Annotated in this window: 11 protein-coding genes; 5 read left to right on the forward strand and 6 right to left on the reverse strand. The window is 65.8% G+C overall.

What is annotated here, in order from left to right:
* Positions 1–73: 73 nt before the first annotated feature.
* The 4 genes from tig (at position 74) to lon (ending at position 6,104) form a co-directional block, all read left to right on the forward strand.
* Positions 74–1,348 carry a trigger factor gene (gene tig, locus H6717_10200; protein MCB9577383.1) on the forward strand — a complete coding sequence of 425 codons (1,275 nt, stop codon included), beginning with the start codon at positions 74–76 and terminating at the stop codon, positions 1,346–1,348.
* Between the two features lie 100 nt (positions 1,349–1,448).
* Positions 1,449–2,108, forward strand: a complete 660-nt coding sequence (clpP, locus tag H6717_10205; GenBank protein ID MCB9577384.1) for an ATP-dependent Clp endopeptidase proteolytic subunit ClpP — start codon at positions 1,449–1,451, stop codon at positions 2,106–2,108.
* A 188-nt stretch (positions 2,109–2,296) separates the two neighbouring features.
* Positions 2,297–3,556 (forward strand): ATP-dependent Clp protease ATP-binding subunit ClpX, encoded by a 1,260-nt coding sequence (clpX, locus tag H6717_10210; protein ID MCB9577385.1) that lies wholly within the window; start codon positions 2,297–2,299, stop codon positions 3,554–3,556.
* A gap of 34 nt (positions 3,557–3,590) precedes the next feature.
* A complete protein-coding gene (gene lon, locus H6717_10215) occupies positions 3,591–6,104 on the forward strand; it encodes an endopeptidase La (protein ID MCB9577386.1) in 2,514 nt (837 codons plus the stop codon).
* A 1-nt stretch (position 6,105) separates the two neighbouring features.
* Here the strand turns inward: lon and H6717_10220 are convergent, their stop codons facing one another.
* From H6717_10220 to H6717_10235, 4 genes are all read right to left on the reverse strand, one after another.
* Positions 6,106–7,776 carry a hypothetical protein gene (locus H6717_10220; GenBank protein MCB9577387.1) on the reverse strand — a complete coding sequence of 557 codons (1,671 nt, stop codon included), beginning with the start codon at positions 7,774–7,776 and terminating at the stop codon, positions 6,106–6,108.
* Positions 7,776–8,093: a YtxH domain-containing protein gene (locus tag H6717_10225; GenBank protein ID MCB9577388.1), complete on the reverse strand. Its 318-nt coding sequence runs from the start codon at positions 8,091–8,093 to the stop codon at positions 7,776–7,778. Before H6717_10225 ends, H6717_10220 begins: the two co-directional genes overlap by 1 nt.
* 120 nt (positions 8,094–8,213) lie before the next feature.
* Positions 8,214–9,851, reverse strand: a complete 1,638-nt coding sequence (locus H6717_10230) for a DUF4114 domain-containing protein (protein ID MCB9577389.1) — start codon at positions 9,849–9,851, stop codon at positions 8,214–8,216.
* An 11-nt stretch (positions 9,852–9,862) separates the two neighbouring features.
* Complete coding sequence (locus tag H6717_10235; protein MCB9577390.1) at positions 9,863–11,920, reverse strand: S9 family peptidase; 2,058 nt, start codon at positions 11,918–11,920, stop codon at positions 9,863–9,865.
* Positions 11,921–11,983: 63 nt separating this feature from the next.
* Between H6717_10235 and H6717_10240 the strand changes: the two genes are divergently transcribed.
* Positions 11,984–13,237: a metal-dependent hydrolase gene (locus H6717_10240; protein ID MCB9577391.1), complete on the forward strand. Its 1,254-nt coding sequence runs from the start codon at positions 11,984–11,986 to the stop codon at positions 13,235–13,237.
* A gap of 183 nt (positions 13,238–13,420) precedes the next feature.
* On the opposite strand, the gene H6717_10245 is transcribed toward H6717_10240, so the two are convergent.
* A complete protein-coding gene (locus tag H6717_10245) occupies positions 13,421–14,479 on the reverse strand; it encodes a hypothetical protein (GenBank protein MCB9577392.1) in 1,059 nt (352 codons plus the stop codon).
* Entirely contained in the window at positions 14,476–15,450 is a 975-nt protein-coding gene (locus tag H6717_10250) for a hypothetical protein (GenBank protein ID MCB9577393.1), read from the reverse strand. The genes H6717_10245 and H6717_10250 overlap by 4 nt, the downstream gene beginning before the upstream one ends.
* Positions 15,451–15,555 lie beyond the last annotated feature (105 nt).

Consider the following 15,555-nt stretch of genomic DNA (forward strand, 5'->3'; position numbering starts at 1 on the left):
TAAAAAACGCTGCGTGCGCGATTTCCTGTGCTTGACCCGTGTCGCGCAGCGTGGAATGTGTCGGCGCCTAACGATGCAGGTCACCGTACAAAAGCTCAGTCCCGTCCTCGTGGAGTTCGACGTGCAGGTCGCTGCCGACCGCGTGAAGAAGGAGCTCGACAAGGCGTACACTTCGGTCTCCAAGAGCGCCCGCGTGCGCGGCTTCCGACCGGGCAAGGCGCCTCGCCGCGTGCTCGCCCACATGTTCGGTGCGCGCATCGCCGCGGACGTGGCACAGCGGCTGGTGGACGAAACGTTTCCCCAGGCGGTGAGCAAGGAGAACCTGCAACCGGTGAACTCTCCGGCCATCGAGCCGCAAGAGGTGTTGGACAACCAACCCTTCTCCTACAAGGCGCGCTTCGAGGTGGTGCCGGAGATCGAATCGGTGAGCTACGAAGGGCTCACGGCCAAGCGCCCGCCCGTCAAGGTGGAGGACAAGCAGATAGACGAAGCGCTCGAAGCGCTTCGTCATGAGCACTCCACGTTGGAGGAGCCGAAAGAGGCGCGTCCTGCGAAATCCGGTGACGTCGTCATCATCGATTTCCAGGTGCTGGTCGGAGACAAGGCCGTGGAGGACGCGGGCGCATCGGACTTCCAGGTGGAGCTCGGTGGCGGCACGTTGCTCGGTCCGATCGAGGAGGCACTGGTCGGAAAGAAGGCGGGAGAGACTGCCGAGGCCAACGTGGAGATGCCCGCCACGCATCCGCACCCGAAGCTCAAGGGAAAGACCGCGACCTTCGCCCTCACTCTGAAGGCACTGAAGGAGCGCGTGCTGCCCGCGGTGGACGACGAGCTGGCCAAGGACCTGGGGGAGTTCGACTCCCTGGAGGAGCTCAAGAAGGACATCCGGGAGCGGCTCGAGAAGCAGGCCAAGGAAGCGTCGGAGAACGCCGTCGCGGAACAGCTGGTGGTGGAGCTGGTGAAGGCCAACCCCATTCCCATTCCGCCCAGCCTGGTGGAGCGGCAGATGCGCCTCACCGAACAAGAGGTGCTGAGTCAGGCGCGCCGCCAGGGTCAGACCGGCAATCTGGGGGACGAGCTCCGCACGAAGATCCGCGAGGACAGCGAGGTCAAGGTTCGGGCCGGCCTGCTGATGGCGGAGATCGCCAAGAAGCAGGAGATCAAGATCGGTGACCCCGAGATCGAGGAAGGCTTGAAGGAGCTCGCGGATCAGAGCGGAAAGAACGTCGCTCGGCTGCGCGCGGAATATTCCGACCCTCGGCGTCGAGAAATGCTCGTTGGCATGATCTTGGAGAACAAGGTGCTCGACATCATCGAGTCGAAGGCCAAGATCGAAGACGAGAAGTGAAGGCCGGGGGCAGGGGGGCCTGGTCCTTGCAGCGATCGAGACTTATCAAGATGACTTCCGGCGGCGAGGCGCCGCCGGAGTTCCCGAGGAGGAGCCGAGGATGACGAAGCGACCCGAGACCCGCCAGCAAGCCCTGGAGCTGCTGGAATCCACCGCCCCCGTCGGGAGCATCATCTACCCCCACGTGGTGGAGACCACTCATCGGGGCGAGCGGACCTGGGACATCTTCAGCCGTTTGCTGAAGGACCGGATCGTGTTCTTGGGCAGCGCCGTGGACGACGACGTCGCCAACATCATCATCGCCCAGTTTCTCTTTCTGGAAAGCGAAGATCCGGACAAGGACATCCAGCTCTACGTGAACTCTCCCGGGGGCGTCGTGACGGCGGGCCTCGCCATCTACGACACCATGCAGTACGTGCGCTGCCCGGTGAGCACCATTTGCATCGGCCAAGCGGCCAGCATGGGCGCGCTGCTCCTGGGCGCAGGGGCAAAGGGGCGTCGCTACGCCCTGCCGCACTCCCGCATCATGATCCACCAGCCCCTCGGTGGCGCCCGGGGTCAGGCCACGGACATCGAGATCCAGGCCCGGGAAATCCGCCACATGAAGGACGTGGTGACGGACATCTTGGTGCGGTCCACGGGCCGCTCCCGGGACGACATCGTCAAGGACATCGAGCGCGACTTCTACATGGGCGCGGCTCAGGCCAAGGAATACGGCCTGATCGACGAGGTCTTCGAGCCCAAGAAGAAGGGCGAGTGAGGCGGCTCCGGGCCCCCGCGGCTCGGCCCCCCGCGGCCCGGCCCCAGCGGCCGATTTGCGGCGGATTGCCGCTTGCTTGCGGGGTTTGGAGCAAGGCTCTAGAATTCTCGCGATTTTCCGTAAGAGTAGGCGAGAGCGACCTGTGGACGTCGGGCATCGAAGGCCCGGCACGGCGACGTGGGTAACAAGTGGAGCGACGGCGAGACGATTCGAATGGCAATCTTTGCTGCTCCTTCTGTGGCAAGTCGCAGAAGGAAGTGAAGAAGCTCATCGCGGGACCTACGGTCTACATCTGCGACGAGTGCATCGCCCTGTGTAACGACATCATTGCGGAGGAAGTCGAGAAGGACGAGCCCACGGGCGGTTCTGATCCGATTCCGAAGCCGTCGGAGATCAAGGCGATCCTCGACGAGTACGTGGTCGGCCAGGAGCGCGCGAAGAAGACGCTCTCCGTGGCGGTGCACAACCACTACAAGCGGATCGACAGCAAGGTGTCCACGGACGACGTGGAGCTCAGCAAGAGCAACATCTTGCTGCTCGGACCCACGGGCAGCGGCAAGACGCTCTTGGCGCAGACGCTGGCGAAGATCCTCAAGGTGCCCTTCGCCATCGCGGACGCCACCACGCTCACGGAAGCCGGCTACGTCGGCGAGGACGTGGAGAACATCATCGTCCAGCTGCTCCAGAACGCCGACCACGACGTCGAGCGGGCGCAGCGCGGCATCGTCTACATCGACGAAATCGACAAGATCAGCCGCAAGAGCGATAACCCCTCGATCACCCGGGACGTCTCCGGGGAAGGCGTGCAGCAAGCGCTGCTCAAGATCATCGAGGGAACGGTGGCCAACGTCCCTCCCAAGGGCGGCCGAAAGCATCCGCAGCAGGATTTCCTGCAGGTGGACACCACCAACATCCTGTTCATCTGTGGCGGCGCCTTCGTGGGGCTCGACCAGATCATCCAACGCCGGTTGGGGCAAACGCGCTTGGGCTTCGGCGCCGACATCAAGGGCAAGCACGACTTCCGGCTCGGCGAGCTGTTGTATCAAGTGCAGCCGGAGGACTTGCTCAAGTTCGGTCTCATCCCGGAGTTCATCGGTCGCTTGCCCGTGATCGCCACCTTGCACGAGCTCACCGACGAAGCGCTGATCGACATCCTCACCAAGCCCAAGAACAGCTTGGTGAAGCAGTTCCAGAAGCTCTTCGAGATGGATGGCGTGAAGCTGAAGTTCACCAAGGGTGCGCTTCAAGCGGTCGCCAAGAAGGCTCTCGAACGCGAGAGCGGCGCGCGCGGTCTGCGCGCCATCCTCGAGGAAGCCATGCTGGACAGCATGTACGACATTCCCAGCAAGTCCGGCATCAAGGAAGTGGTGGTCAACGAGGACGTGATCACCAAAGGCGACGCCCCGCTCATCGTCTACCAGAAAGACGAACAGGCGGGCGTCGGCTGAACGTTTCGACGCCTGGGGGCGTCCCTAAATGACGATGTTCTTCAAGAACGACAACGACAAGCCCGCGGCGGTCGAACGCCGGCCGCTGCCCGCCCTGCCGCTACGGGACATCATCGTGTTCCCGCACATGGTCTCTCAGCTCTTCGTGGGCCGGGAGAAGAGCATCGCCGCCTTGGACGAAGCGATGGCTCGGGACAAGGAGATCTTCCTCGCCGCGCAGAAGAGCGCCAAGACGAACGATCCCACGCCCGAGGACATCTTTCAGACGGGCACCATCGGCACCATCGTGCAGCTGCTCCGGCTGGCGGATGGCACCGTGAAGGTGCTGGTGGAGGGCCGCCAGCGGGCCAAGGTCACCCGTTGGGTGGACAGCTCGGAGTACTTCCTGGTCGAGACGGAAGTGCTCGACGAGCTGGTCTCTTCCGACGTGGAGCTGGAAGCGTTGATCCGGAGCGTGCAGAGCACCTTCGAGGTCTACGTCAAGCTGAACAAGAAGGTTCAGCCGGAAGTGCTGATGCAGGTCCAGAGCATCGACGAGCCGTCGAAGCTCGCGGACACCATCGCCGCCAACCTACCCACCATCAAGCTCGCGGATCGGCAGAGCTTGCTCGAGACGGTGGACGCCAAGGTTCGTCTCGAACGCCTGTACGAGCTCATGCAGGCGGAGATCGAGATCCTTCAGGTAGAAAAGAAGATCCGCTCCCGCGTCAAGAAGCAGATGGAGAAGACGCAGAAGGAGTACTACCTGAACGAGCAGATGCAGGCCATCCAGAAGGAGCTGGGTGGCGGCGAGCGCGACGAGTTCAAGAGCGAGATCCAGGAGATCGAGGACAAGCTCAAGAACAAGAAGATGAGCGAGGAAGCTCATCAGAAGGTCAAGAAGGAGCTCAAGAAGCTGAAGATGATGCACCCGACGAGCGCGGAAGCGACCGTCGTGCGCAACTACATCGACTGGATCCTGAGCTTGCCTTGGTACGAAAAGACCGAGGAGCGTTTCGACATCGTGGAGGCGGAGAAGATCCTGGAAGAGGATCACTACGGCCTCAAGAAGTGCAAGGAGCGCATCGTGGAGTATCTGGCCGTGCAGGCCCTCACGAAGCAGCTCAAGGGACCCATCCTGTGCTTCGTGGGTCCGCCCGGCGTGGGCAAGACCAGCATTGCCAAGAGCATCGCGCGGGCGACGGGTAGGAAGTTCGTGCGCCTGTCCCTGGGTGGCGTTCGGGACGAAGCGGAGATCCGCGGCCATCGGCGCACGTACATCGGCGCTCTTCCCGGCAAGATCGTGCAGAACCTCAAGAAGGTGGGCACCGCCAATCCCGTGTTCTTGCTCGACGAGATCGACAAGATGAGCACGGATTTTCGTGGGGATCCCGCGGCGGCGCTGCTCGAGGTGCTGGATCCGGAGCAGAACCACAACTTCAACGACCACTACCTGGACCTGGACTACGACCTGTCCCAGGTGATGTTCCTGACTACGGCCAACACCCTGGGGGGCATCCCGTTGCCGCTCCAGGATCGCATGGAGATCATCCAGCTCTCCTCCTACACGGAGTTCGAGAAGCTCAACATCGCCATGCGCTACCTGATCCCGCGGCAGAAGCAGGAGTGTGGGCTCGGTGAGGTGGATCTGGACATCAGCGAGAACGCGATCCGCACCATCATTCACCACTACACGAAGGAAGCCGGCGTCCGAAATCTGGAGCGAGAGGTCGCCAGTGTGTGCCGCAAGGTCGCGCTGCAGGTGGTGAAGGAAGGCAAGGAGGCCAAGGTCGGCATCCGCGGCAGCGAGGTGCCGAAGTACCTCGGCGTGCCGAAGTACCGCCTCGGCAAGAAGGAAGAGGACGACGCCATCGGCCTCACCCACGGCCTGTCCGTGTCGGAGTACGGCGGCGACATCCTCGACTGCGAGGTGAGCGTCGTCCCCGGCAAAGGGAAGCTGGTGATCACCGGCCTGCTCGAGAAGGGCATGGAAGAGAGCGCGCAGGCGGCGATGAGCTACATCCGCTCACGCTCGAACGCGCTCGATCTCGAGACGGATTTCTATCAGAAGATAGACGTTCACGTTCACTTCCCCGACTTCGTCCGTAAGGACGGTCCGAGCGCCGGCGTGACCATGGCGACCAGCATCGCCAGCGCGCTCACGCGCATCGCTGTGCGCAACGAGGTGGCCATGACGGGGGAGATCACCCTGCGGGGTCGTGTGATGCCCATCGGCGGACTGAAGGAAAAGCTCCTCGCCGCGCACCGGAACGGCATCAAAACAGTGCTGATCCCGAAGGACAACCGCAAGGACCTGCGCGAGATCCCGCGACGCGTTCTCCGCGCCATGCGCATCGTGCTGGTGGACCACATGGACGACGTGTTGCGCGAAGCGCTAGCGGTTTCAGAACCGGAGAAGATGTTCGGCCCGCGGCGCCTGATGCTCGAGTACGTGGGCGGTCAGCTCGTGCAAGGGGACGATGCGGACGACGATCGCGAACCGCCGAGCACCCCGCCCACCCCGGCTCCGCCGGGCTCCCCCCCGGGCGAGCAGCCCGGCATGGCGTGAGTCAGGCTCCCAGCTGAATACCCACGGTAAAGCGATACTGCGGATACACGAAGGGCACTCCGCTAGTCTGAGGGATCGGTAAGGCCACGTCTGCGGGGTCGATCACCAAGTAGAGCGAACGGCTGATCTCCCAGTCCAACCCGAGGAGATTGAAGCCGACGTAGGGACCGATGGTGCCCTTCGGCACGCCGTAGAGGGCGAAGTTGATACGGGAGATGCCCAGATGGAGCGTGCTCCGAAGATTGATGCGTTCGTAGGAGAGGGGGATGCGGTGCACCAGGGTCGCGTACGCATTGGTGACGCCCGAGCGGATTTCCTTCTTCTGACGTGAGATCCAGGGATTGAGCTCTCCGTCCAAGCCAACGATCCATTCGGGGCTCAGCCGGTAGCGCCCGCCCAGGGAAACCGCGAAGGCGGCTCGCGTGACGGAGATGCCGCCTGCAGCGTACACGCCAAAGGGGAAAGGCTCGGGACCCTGCTTGGAATCCGGCGTGACGTCCACGGGCTTGATCCCTGCTTCCGGGCACACGGCGTTGGGCTCGGGAGGCGGATCCGATGGCTCCGCGGCGCGCGCGGGCAGAGCCGCCAAGCTCAGCAGGGCGAACGCGCCCACAGCCGAAAGTGTTCGACGTGCGCGCTTCCTCCGCAAGAGGGCGAGCCCTGCCAGGAGCAACAGCGGAACCAGACCCGCGCTTCGCCGGGTGCTTCCCGCGCCCGGAGCAGTGCAGCCGCAGCCCGGGTTGTCGCGATACTCGTTCTCCCGCGCGTCGCACCAGTCGTTGTCGTAAGTGCAGCCGGACTGGTAGCTCAGGTACTGATCGACCACGCCTTGGGCCGCGGCCAAGCGTTCGGCATCAGTGGTCAAGGTAGGGTCCAGCACGGCCCGCAGCAGCGCGGCAGACGCGTCCGTTGCCAGACTCAGGCGCTTCTTGCGAAAGGCGTCGAGACCGCTGCATTCGTCCAGGGCCGCCGAGTGGGGAGGCCCGTCCTTGGCCTCGTCGTAGCTCTGGTTGACGACCTCGGAGTAGTTGAGCACCACCGTGATGTGCTGTTGGTCTTCGCTGCGCCAGGTGTGGCTGAAGCCGTCTTGCACGGCGTGTAGGGCTCGGCCCATCTCCAGGTAGAAGGTCGGTAGAGACACATCCACGGCGCCGCGGAGATCGAGCGAGATCTTCATGGTGGTTCGCCGCGAGGGGTCGACCTTGCCGCTCTCGTCCAAGCCGGCGAGAGCCGCCTTCACGCGTGCGAGGATCAGGTCCTGACAGGCCTGTACGGCGTCGGCGGAGCCGTTCGGCTCGTCGTCCCCCGGTCGTCTCAAGCAGTGTTGAGGCTGATTCTTGGGATCCCCATGCACTGGTGCCAGCTGGTCCAGGTCGTCGGGTGCGTTGCCGTGCAAGTCGACGTTGCGATCACCGAGCACGAGGGACACGGCGCCGAGATCTGCCATGTCGCCGTCCACGTCGTAGGGGGCGTCGTCGATCAGGGCGGCGTCGTCACCTGTGACGGGCGCGATGGCTGCAGCGAGCCCCTCGGCGCGAACCGCGCGAAGGGCGTTTTGCGTGATGCTCTCATGGCAGCCGTCCGTGATGCTGCTCGCGATGGTGTAGGCGTGAGCGACGGCGGGCGCGAGCAAGCACGCCGCGAGCGCCGCCACCGGCGCAGAGCGGTGCATCAGGACAGGACCGCCGACGTCTCGTGGCTCTTCTCCACGTTCGGCTTTGCGCCGGTCGGCAGGGCGTCCTTCACGCGGTTCATGCCGCTGCGAGCCTTCTGTACCAGCTCGGCGCGGAGCTCCGCGCCGCTCTTGGGTGCCAGCAGCATGCCCGCAGCCACGCCGCACACGAGACCTGCGCCGAATCCGATTGGAGTGGCAAGGGTTCCGAGCGTGCCGCCGGTCTTGGCGAGTCCTGCTTTGGTCAAAACGTCCTTCTGTGCCAGCTCGCGCACGACGGAGATGGCTTGGGTGACGATCGATGCGATCGGGCTCATGGGTCCTCCTTCGGTCGCAAGGAGGAACAGCAAGGCGCATGCCGCCGCGATCCAGCGGTCTCCCCCGCGTTCACCGTCAGGAATGGTCCGAGGCAATCCGCCCCGGGGGGTCGCTTCGCCTCAACGTCGGCGGCGTCGCAACATCCAGGCGAGGGCGGATCCGGCGCCGGCCGCGAACAGCCACAGCATGTTCCCACTGCGATCACCCGCGACGCGGCAGCCGCAACCGCTATCGCTGCCGGCGTCCGTTCCGCCCTTGCTCGGGAAGCCTCCGCTGGCGGCGCCGCCGGCGCCGGTGCCGCCGCTGGACGTGCCGCCGGTGATGATGCCGCCATCGAAGCCAGTGCCGCCGCCGGTGCCGGCGCCGCCGTCGGGATCGTCGGTGCATTGCCCGGCCTTGCAGCTCTCTCCGGCCGGGCACTGGGCGCCCTCGCAGTCGTCCACGCACTGCCCCGCGGCGCAGTGCTGACCCGCGCTGCAGGGATCCGGCGAGCAGCCCGTATCCACGCACTTCTCCGACGTCGTGTCGCACACCTTGCCGCTGTCGCAGCCCTTGCACGAGCACTTCAGCGTGCACACGCCGAGCTCGCACACGTAGTCGGCATCGCAGGTCAGGCCGTCGCACGGATCCTTGCACGCGCCTTGCCGACATACCTGCCCATAGGGGCATGTAACGCCGTCGCAAGGAGCTTGGCACTTGCCTCCGACGCAGATCTCGCCGGCGTTGCAGTTCACTGTCTCGCAGGCCGGGTCGACGCACAGGCCGGCGGAGTTGCACACCAGCGACGCGGGACATTCGAACTCGCCGGTGCCGCACTTCGGCACGCAGGTGCCCTTGTCGCAGACCTTGCCCGTGGGACACAGATCGCCTTCGTCCACCTGGCCGTTGCAGTCGTCGTCGAGGGCGTTGCAGGTCTCGGTGCCGGGCTGTTGATTCTGGATGCAAGTGAGGGCGCCGTCCTTGCACTGCAAGGTGCCTTCGGCGCAAATGCCTTGCTGGCCGGTGTCACACGCGGCTCCGCCTCCGGAACAGGTGATGCCGTCCACGCGGGTGAGTAGATCGTCGAAGTCGTTGTCGCCGCCGCTCAGCAAGTCCTCCCAGCCGAAGTAGAAGGCGTCCTTGTGGGTGACGCTGTTCCAGATGATCAGGTGGATGTAGCTGTTGGAGCCGATGGCGTCGGGGTTGTACTTGCGCTCGGAGTAGTAGATGTGGCCGACCCCCGCGGCGGGCCCTCCACCGGGGTTGAACTGCGGGCAGTTGCCGCTGGCGCCTTCCGGCGTGGCCATGAAAAAGCCGATCTCGCCGCCCTGGTAGGCGGGGTCGTTCTTGATGTTCAGGACCTTGGTGGTGCCCGGCGCGTCGTTGCACTCGAGGAAGGAATGCAGATCCGAGTCCGGCGGCTTGCCGCTGGTGACGTTGTACCAGCCGAAGGTGTTCAGGTAGCCGGCGCCGCGGGCGATGACCTTGAAGGTGAGGCCGCAGGTGGGATTGAACGTTTCCGGTGTGACGGCGGCGGACGAGAGGGCGTTGATGGTGTTGCCGCCCTCTTCCTGGTCCAGGCACACCTGTACGTTCTTGTCGCTGCAGGTGGTGACCCCGCCGTTGATCACCGGAATCACCGTGTTGTCGGGCTGCGACAGCGCGGAAGCGAGGGACGAGAGCGACAGGACGGCGCCCGCCGCACAAAGACCGGCGATGCGAGAGGCGAGAAAGCGGCGCATGGCCCAAATGATGAGCTTCGCGGCCGGATTGCTCAAGGAAAACCGAGCTATCGCTGAAGGGCCGGGGCGAGTCCTTCGATGTCGTCGGCGCCCTCCACGACTTCGAGACTGGCCCCTTCGAACGCCTTGCCAAACGGCTCGCGCCGGCCGCCGAGACACTGCTTCAAGAACGCCTCGGCGATGGCGTTGAAGCTGTCGCGATTCTCCGGGCGGGCGAAGCCGTGCCCCTCGTCGGGATAGACGACGTAGGTGACGGGCACGCCGCGGCCCTTCATGGCGCCGACGATTTGCTCGGATTCCGCGGGTTTTACTCGCGGATCGTTCCTACCCTGGCCGATGAGCAAGGGTCGCACGATGGCGTCGGCGCGGCTCAGGGGCGAGCGCTCGCGGAGGAGCCTTCGCCCTTCCTCCGTGCGCGGGTCACCGATCCGTCGTGAGAACGTCGCGCGATAGCTCGCCCAGTAGGGCGGGATGGATTCCAAAAGGGTGACGAGATTGCTGGGCCCGACGATGTCCACGCCACAGGCGAAGGTGGACGGCGTGAAGCTGAGCCCCACGAGCGTGGCGTAGCCGCCGTAGCTCCCGCCCATGATCGCGACCTGTCCCGGGCGCGTGATGCGCCGCTCCACTGCCCAGCTCACGGCGTCGAGCAGGTCGTCGTGCATCTTCGCAGCCCACTGCTTGTCGCCGGCGTTCACGAACGCCTTGCCGAAGCCCGTGGAGCCTCGATAGTTCACGCTGAGCACGACGTAGCCGCGGTTGGCGAGCCACTGGTGCCACGGGTTCAGGCCCCAGTGGTCGCGGGACCACGGGCCGCCGTGCACGAACAGCACCATGGGGTAGGGCTGCGCGGGCTTTGCGTCCGGGCCCGCGCCGGCGCCTCGCGGAAAGGTCACGTAGCTCACGAGCTCGAGGCCGTCGCGAGCTCGGATCGTGACCGGCACCATGGGCGCGAGCTCGTACTTTGCGAGCTCGGGGCGATCCACGAACAGCGGCGTGACGGCGTGAGTCGTTCGATCGTAGTGGGCCGTCCTCTTGGGGCCCGTGTCGAGGGAGTAGCTCACGAGCCAGTGGCGGTTGTCGTCGCTCTGGCTCACCACGTCGAGCTCGCCGGGGAACGCCTTTGCCAAGCGCGTGAAGTCGTCCGTGAGCTTCGGATCCAGCACCAGCCAGCTCTTCTGCGCGTAGACCGCCGCGGCGGCCTCCGGCTCGTGGGTCGCTGGGTTCGTGAGCACTTCGACGACGTCCGCCTTCTGATCTTCCGCGAGCACTTCCTCCTTGCCCGTGTCGAGCTCCAAGCGAGCCAAGACAGCGCGATCGCGTCCGCGGCTGTCGAGGAGGAACAGGTTCTTGCCGTCCCGGGACAGCACCTGCGGCTCCGTCGTGAGCGCGTCGTCCGGGGGCACGGCCAAGATGGACACCCAGCCCTTCTTGGGAACCTTGCGGAAGATCTCACTGCCGCCGTCGTCGGTGTTCTTCACCGCGAGGACGAGCTCGAGGTCGTCGTTGGCCAGGTAGCTCGCGAATCCTTCGTTTTTCTCCAGCAACGTGCGGTTGCCCGTGGTCACGTCCACGGCGAAGACGTCGTGCCACTTCTTGTCGCGCTCGTTCAAGCCTACCAGCACCGTGGTCGGCTTCTTCGGGCTGCGATGCACGAGCCGCGCTTGCACTCCCTTCACCGGCGTCAGATCCAGGCTCTTTCCCCCTTCCACGCCCACGCTGAACAGCCGCCAGTTTTCGTCGCCGCCGTCGTCTTGCACGTAGAGCACGTGCTGGCTGTCGTAGGCCCATTCCGCGCCCCGCACGCCACGCCCGGTATCGTGCGTCAGCGCCCGCGCCTTGGAAGGATCCGCAAGTGGAGCCACCCACAAGTTCAGCACGCCCTTTTCCGGCGCTAGGTAGCTCAGCCACTTGCCGTCCGGCGACAGCCGCGGCTCGGTCTTGTCGGGATTGCCGAACAGCACCGTGCGTGGGATGAGCGGCAAGACCGGAGGCTTGTCGGCGGCTTGCGGCGTTGGCTTCGGCGTCGGCGTGACCGCGGGCGGCTCGCCGTGGCAGCTCGAGAGGGCGAGGGCCAGCAAGAAGGGGATCCCAATGCGCGACATGGGCCGAGGCTACGGCGCCCTGTCGAGCCAATCAATTCACGGCCTTTCCTTCGCCGCCGCGCCGTGCTCGAAACCAAGAGCGTGGACAACCTCACCCACACCCTGGCCGGGATCCTGGTGGCCGAGGCGGTCTGCCAGCTGCGCGCCCGGCGCGCGCTGCCGTCGGCGCGCTTTCGCCGGCTGGCCTGGGCCGCGAGCGTGATCGGCAACAACCTTCCGGATGCCGATTTCGCCTACGTGGCCATCACGCCGGGCAAGCTCGGCTACCTGCTGCACCACCGCGGCCACACGCACACGGTGGTGGTCGGCCTGCTCCTGGCGGCGCTGACGTTCTGGGTGATGCGCCTCTTCGTTCGTCGCAAGGGCGGACTCTCGTCGATGGATCTTCGCTGGCTCGGCGCGCTCACGCTGTTCGGCCCGCTGTTGCACATGGCCATGGACGCCTCGAACGTCTATGGCGTGCATCCCTTCTGGCCGCTGTACGACGGCTGGGTCTACGGCGATTCCATCTTCATCATCGAGCCTCTATTTTGGTGCTTCGCGGTGCCGGCGGTGCTGTTCGCTGCGCGTTCGCTCTGGCTCCGCATTCCCCTGGCGCTGCTCGCCGGCGCGACGCTGGTGCTGCCCTGGGTCACCGGGCTCGTCGCGCGGCCCATGCGGTTCGTAATCGCGACGCTCTTGGTCGCGACCTTTGCCGTGCTGTGGCGGCGAGGCGCGACGGCACGCGTCGTCGTGGGCATTGGCGGCAGTGCCGTCGTGTTCGCGACGTTCGTGGCTGGCGGCGCGCTGGCGCGCCGCCAGCTCGCGACGGCCGTGACGCAGCGGTTTGGCGACGAAACGGTCCGGGACCTGGTGCTCTCGCCGTTCCCGGGCAGCCCCGAGTGTTGGACGGCGATCGCGGTGACCACGACGCCGAGGGACGTGATGGTGCTGCGGCGCGCCGTCGTCGCGGCGCTGCCCGGCGTGCACGCGGCGAACGCGTGCCCGAGCCTACCCGACGCGATCACCGCGCCGCTCTCGCGGGTGGAGGCGGCGGACAGCGCTGCCGTCGCGTGGCGCGGGGAATTCCGAGCGCGCCGCGAAGCGCTCGCGGCCCTCGACGAAACGAGCTGCCACGCCGCGGCGTTCTTCCGTTTCGCGCGGGTGCCGTTCTGGATCTCCGAGCCGGGGCGGCTCATCGTCGGGGACCTGCGCTTCGACAATCAGCGCGGTATGGGCTTTGCCGAGCTGCAAGTGCCGCAGCCGGAAGCTGCGTGCCCGCCCCATGTGCCGCCGTGGACGCCGCCGCGCAGCGACTTGCTCGCGCCGGCGAAGTGACGCCGACGTGCTCGCGCCGGCGAAGTGACGCCGACGTGCTCGCGCCGCGAGAGTGACGCCGCCGTGCTCGCGCCGCGAGAGTGACGCCGACGCGCGGCGACGTGCGCGCGCCGGCGAAGTGACGGAGACGTTGCCGCGACGCGCGGCCACGTCCGTGCGGGACGTGGCCGCGGCGGACCAACATCAATCGTCCAAGCAGGCGGGGGAGGCGCACACGAAGGGCGAGCCTTCGCCGTTTTCGGGCATGCACACCTGGCCCGCGGGGCACTGGGAGGTGTCGAAGCACTTCTGTCCGCTCTTGCCCTTGGCCTGGCAGCACTTCTTGAAGCCGTCGTACGCGCACATCTGGCCGGAGCCGCACTGGCTGTCCATCACGCAGGTGCTGCCGCAGCAAACGTCGCAGTCCGGCGTCTTGATGCCCTTGCCGCCGCACGCGTTGTTGCCGTCCTTTTCGCACTGTTTGCTCTTCCAACCCATGGATTGATAGAGCTCGGTACAAGGCAGGTTCGAGACCGGCGGCTTGGGCTTGGGCAGCGGTACGCTGCCGTCCTGCGTGGGAGTGCTGCCGGAATCTTCTGCGGTGCCGGCGTCGGTGCCCGCGTCGTCTTCCTTCTCGAGCCCGTTGCGACGGATGGCGATGTACTTCTTGCCGATGCTGCGGGCGCGATGGACGCAACCGGTCTTGCAGCCAGCGCATTCGTACACGATGGCCTTGCCGGCCTTGGTCCAGCTCTCGAACAGGACGATGTGGCCCTTGCCGCCGGAGTTGTACACCAGGGCGTCGCCAGGCTTCAGCTCGCTGCGCTTGATGGGCTTCCAGTGGATCTTCTTCCAGCGGAAGTCTCCGGTGCCGTAGGGATGGCGATCCGTGGACACGTTGCCCTTGGTCGGGACCTGCCACGCTTGCGCCACGAAGCCGGAGCAATCGGCGCCGTACTCGGGGCCGCCCTTGGTGGCGGAATGGGAGCACTTGCCGCAGCTGCCGGAACACTTGCCAGGGAACTTCTTGCTGGCCGTGTCCCAGGCGCCGTGGCCCCACCAGTAGGAGTAGCCGGGAACGCTGGCGGCGAGGCCGAGGATCTGACCGCGGGTCATGGGCGGGGTGGACGTCACCGTCTGATCCACCTCGCCGAGGTCGTCCTCGGAGGGCGCTTCGGTGGAGGCGACGCAGCCTTGGGCCAGGACCAGGGCCGCGGCGGCGGCCGTGAACAGCGCGACGGCCCGGAGCAGTGCGCGGCTCACGGCGTCACCTTCACGATCGTGGCGGAGGTGTCGGAGGTGGTGAGGGCGTAGACGTTGCCGTCGGCGCCCACGCGCACGGGTCGGTAGCTGCGGACGAGGCCGGGGAGCGGTGGCAACACGCTGCGCCACTGCTCCTTGCCGCTCGGATCCAAGGACACGAGCACCTGCGTCTCGTCCAGGTCTTGCTCCGGATCCGCCTGCTCGGCGTCCAGCCGGGCGACGACCAACACCCGGCCGTTCGGGCCCGAAGCGAGCAACGTGCACTCCGCGACGCGCTCGGGGAAGGTGAGGTGAGCGAAGGTCTTCGCCGTTTCGCCCGCGGCGGCACTCTCGGTGATGTCGAGGGTGGCGTCACCGTTGACCTTCACGCCGAGTGTCGCGCCGTCACGGAGCAGCTTGCCGTCGGCTACCTCGGGCTCCGCCAAAGTACCCGCGAGTGTCGCGACCTTCACCAGTCGTTCGTCTTCGACCTCCACCCACAGAGCGCCATCGATACGCGTGAGGGCGGTGACGAGCGAGGGCTCGGGAACGAGCGCGGGATCGAGCTGAACCAGTGCGGTGATCTTTCCCGAAGCCGTGACGAACGTGATGCCCGGTTCGGAGTGCAGATCGAGCAGGGCGTAGCTGCCGTCGTCGAGCAGCTCCAGATCGTCGAAGGGGCGAGAAGGCAGCGCCACGGACGCGACCTGTTGCTTTCCTTCGAACACCTTGATCGCATCGCTCACGCCGTCGAGCACATGGATGCGACCTGAGGCATCCACCACGAACGCCGTCGGGCCTTCGGGGGATCCCTCTTCGGGAATGTCGCGACCGAGCGCCGTGGACCCTTCGCCGAAGGGAACGCTGAGCTCGGGTGTTGCCGTCGGTCCGGCGGTATGGGCTTTCTGACCTGCGTCGGAATCGCTCTTGCTACACGCCGAGAGCAGCAGCGCGATGGCGACGGGGAGCATGCGGGGCAGAAGAGGGCTCATCGTAGGTAGGATGCACGAGGGCCCATATGTACGTAAATAGGAAACTCTGTAAGTGCTTAGATTACTGGGCCGCACAAGTAGGGCGCTGTCGCACTATCGGAACTT

The organism is Polyangiaceae bacterium, assembly GCA_020633235.1.
Classification (GTDB): Bacteria; Myxococcota_A; Polyangia; order Polyangiales; family Polyangiaceae; genus JACKEA01.

Bases quoted from the DNA above. Each gene is read 5' to 3' on its own strand.
- clpP (MCB9577384.1), top strand. From the start codon at position 1,449: ATGACGAAGCGACCCGAGACCCGCCAGCAAGCCCTGGAGCTGCTGGAA.
- H6717_10250 (MCB9577393.1), bottom strand. From the start codon at position 15,450: ATGAGCCCTCTTCTGCCCCGCATGCTCCCCGTCGCCATCGCGCTGCTG.
- H6717_10220 (MCB9577387.1), bottom strand. From the start codon at position 7,776: ATGCACCGCTCTGCGCCGGTGGCGGCGCTCGCGGCGTGCTTGCTCGCG.
- tig (MCB9577383.1), top strand. From the start codon at position 74: ATGCAGGTCACCGTACAAAAGCTCAGTCCCGTCCTCGTGGAGTTCGAC.
- lon (MCB9577386.1), top strand. From the start codon at position 3,591: ATGTTCTTCAAGAACGACAACGACAAGCCCGCGGCGGTCGAACGCCGG.
- H6717_10225 (MCB9577388.1), bottom strand. From the start codon at position 8,093: ATGAGCCCGATCGCATCGATCGTCACCCAAGCCATCTCCGTCGTGCGC.
- H6717_10235 (MCB9577390.1), bottom strand. From the start codon at position 11,920: ATGTCGCGCATTGGGATCCCCTTCTTGCTGGCCCTCGCCCTCTCGAGC.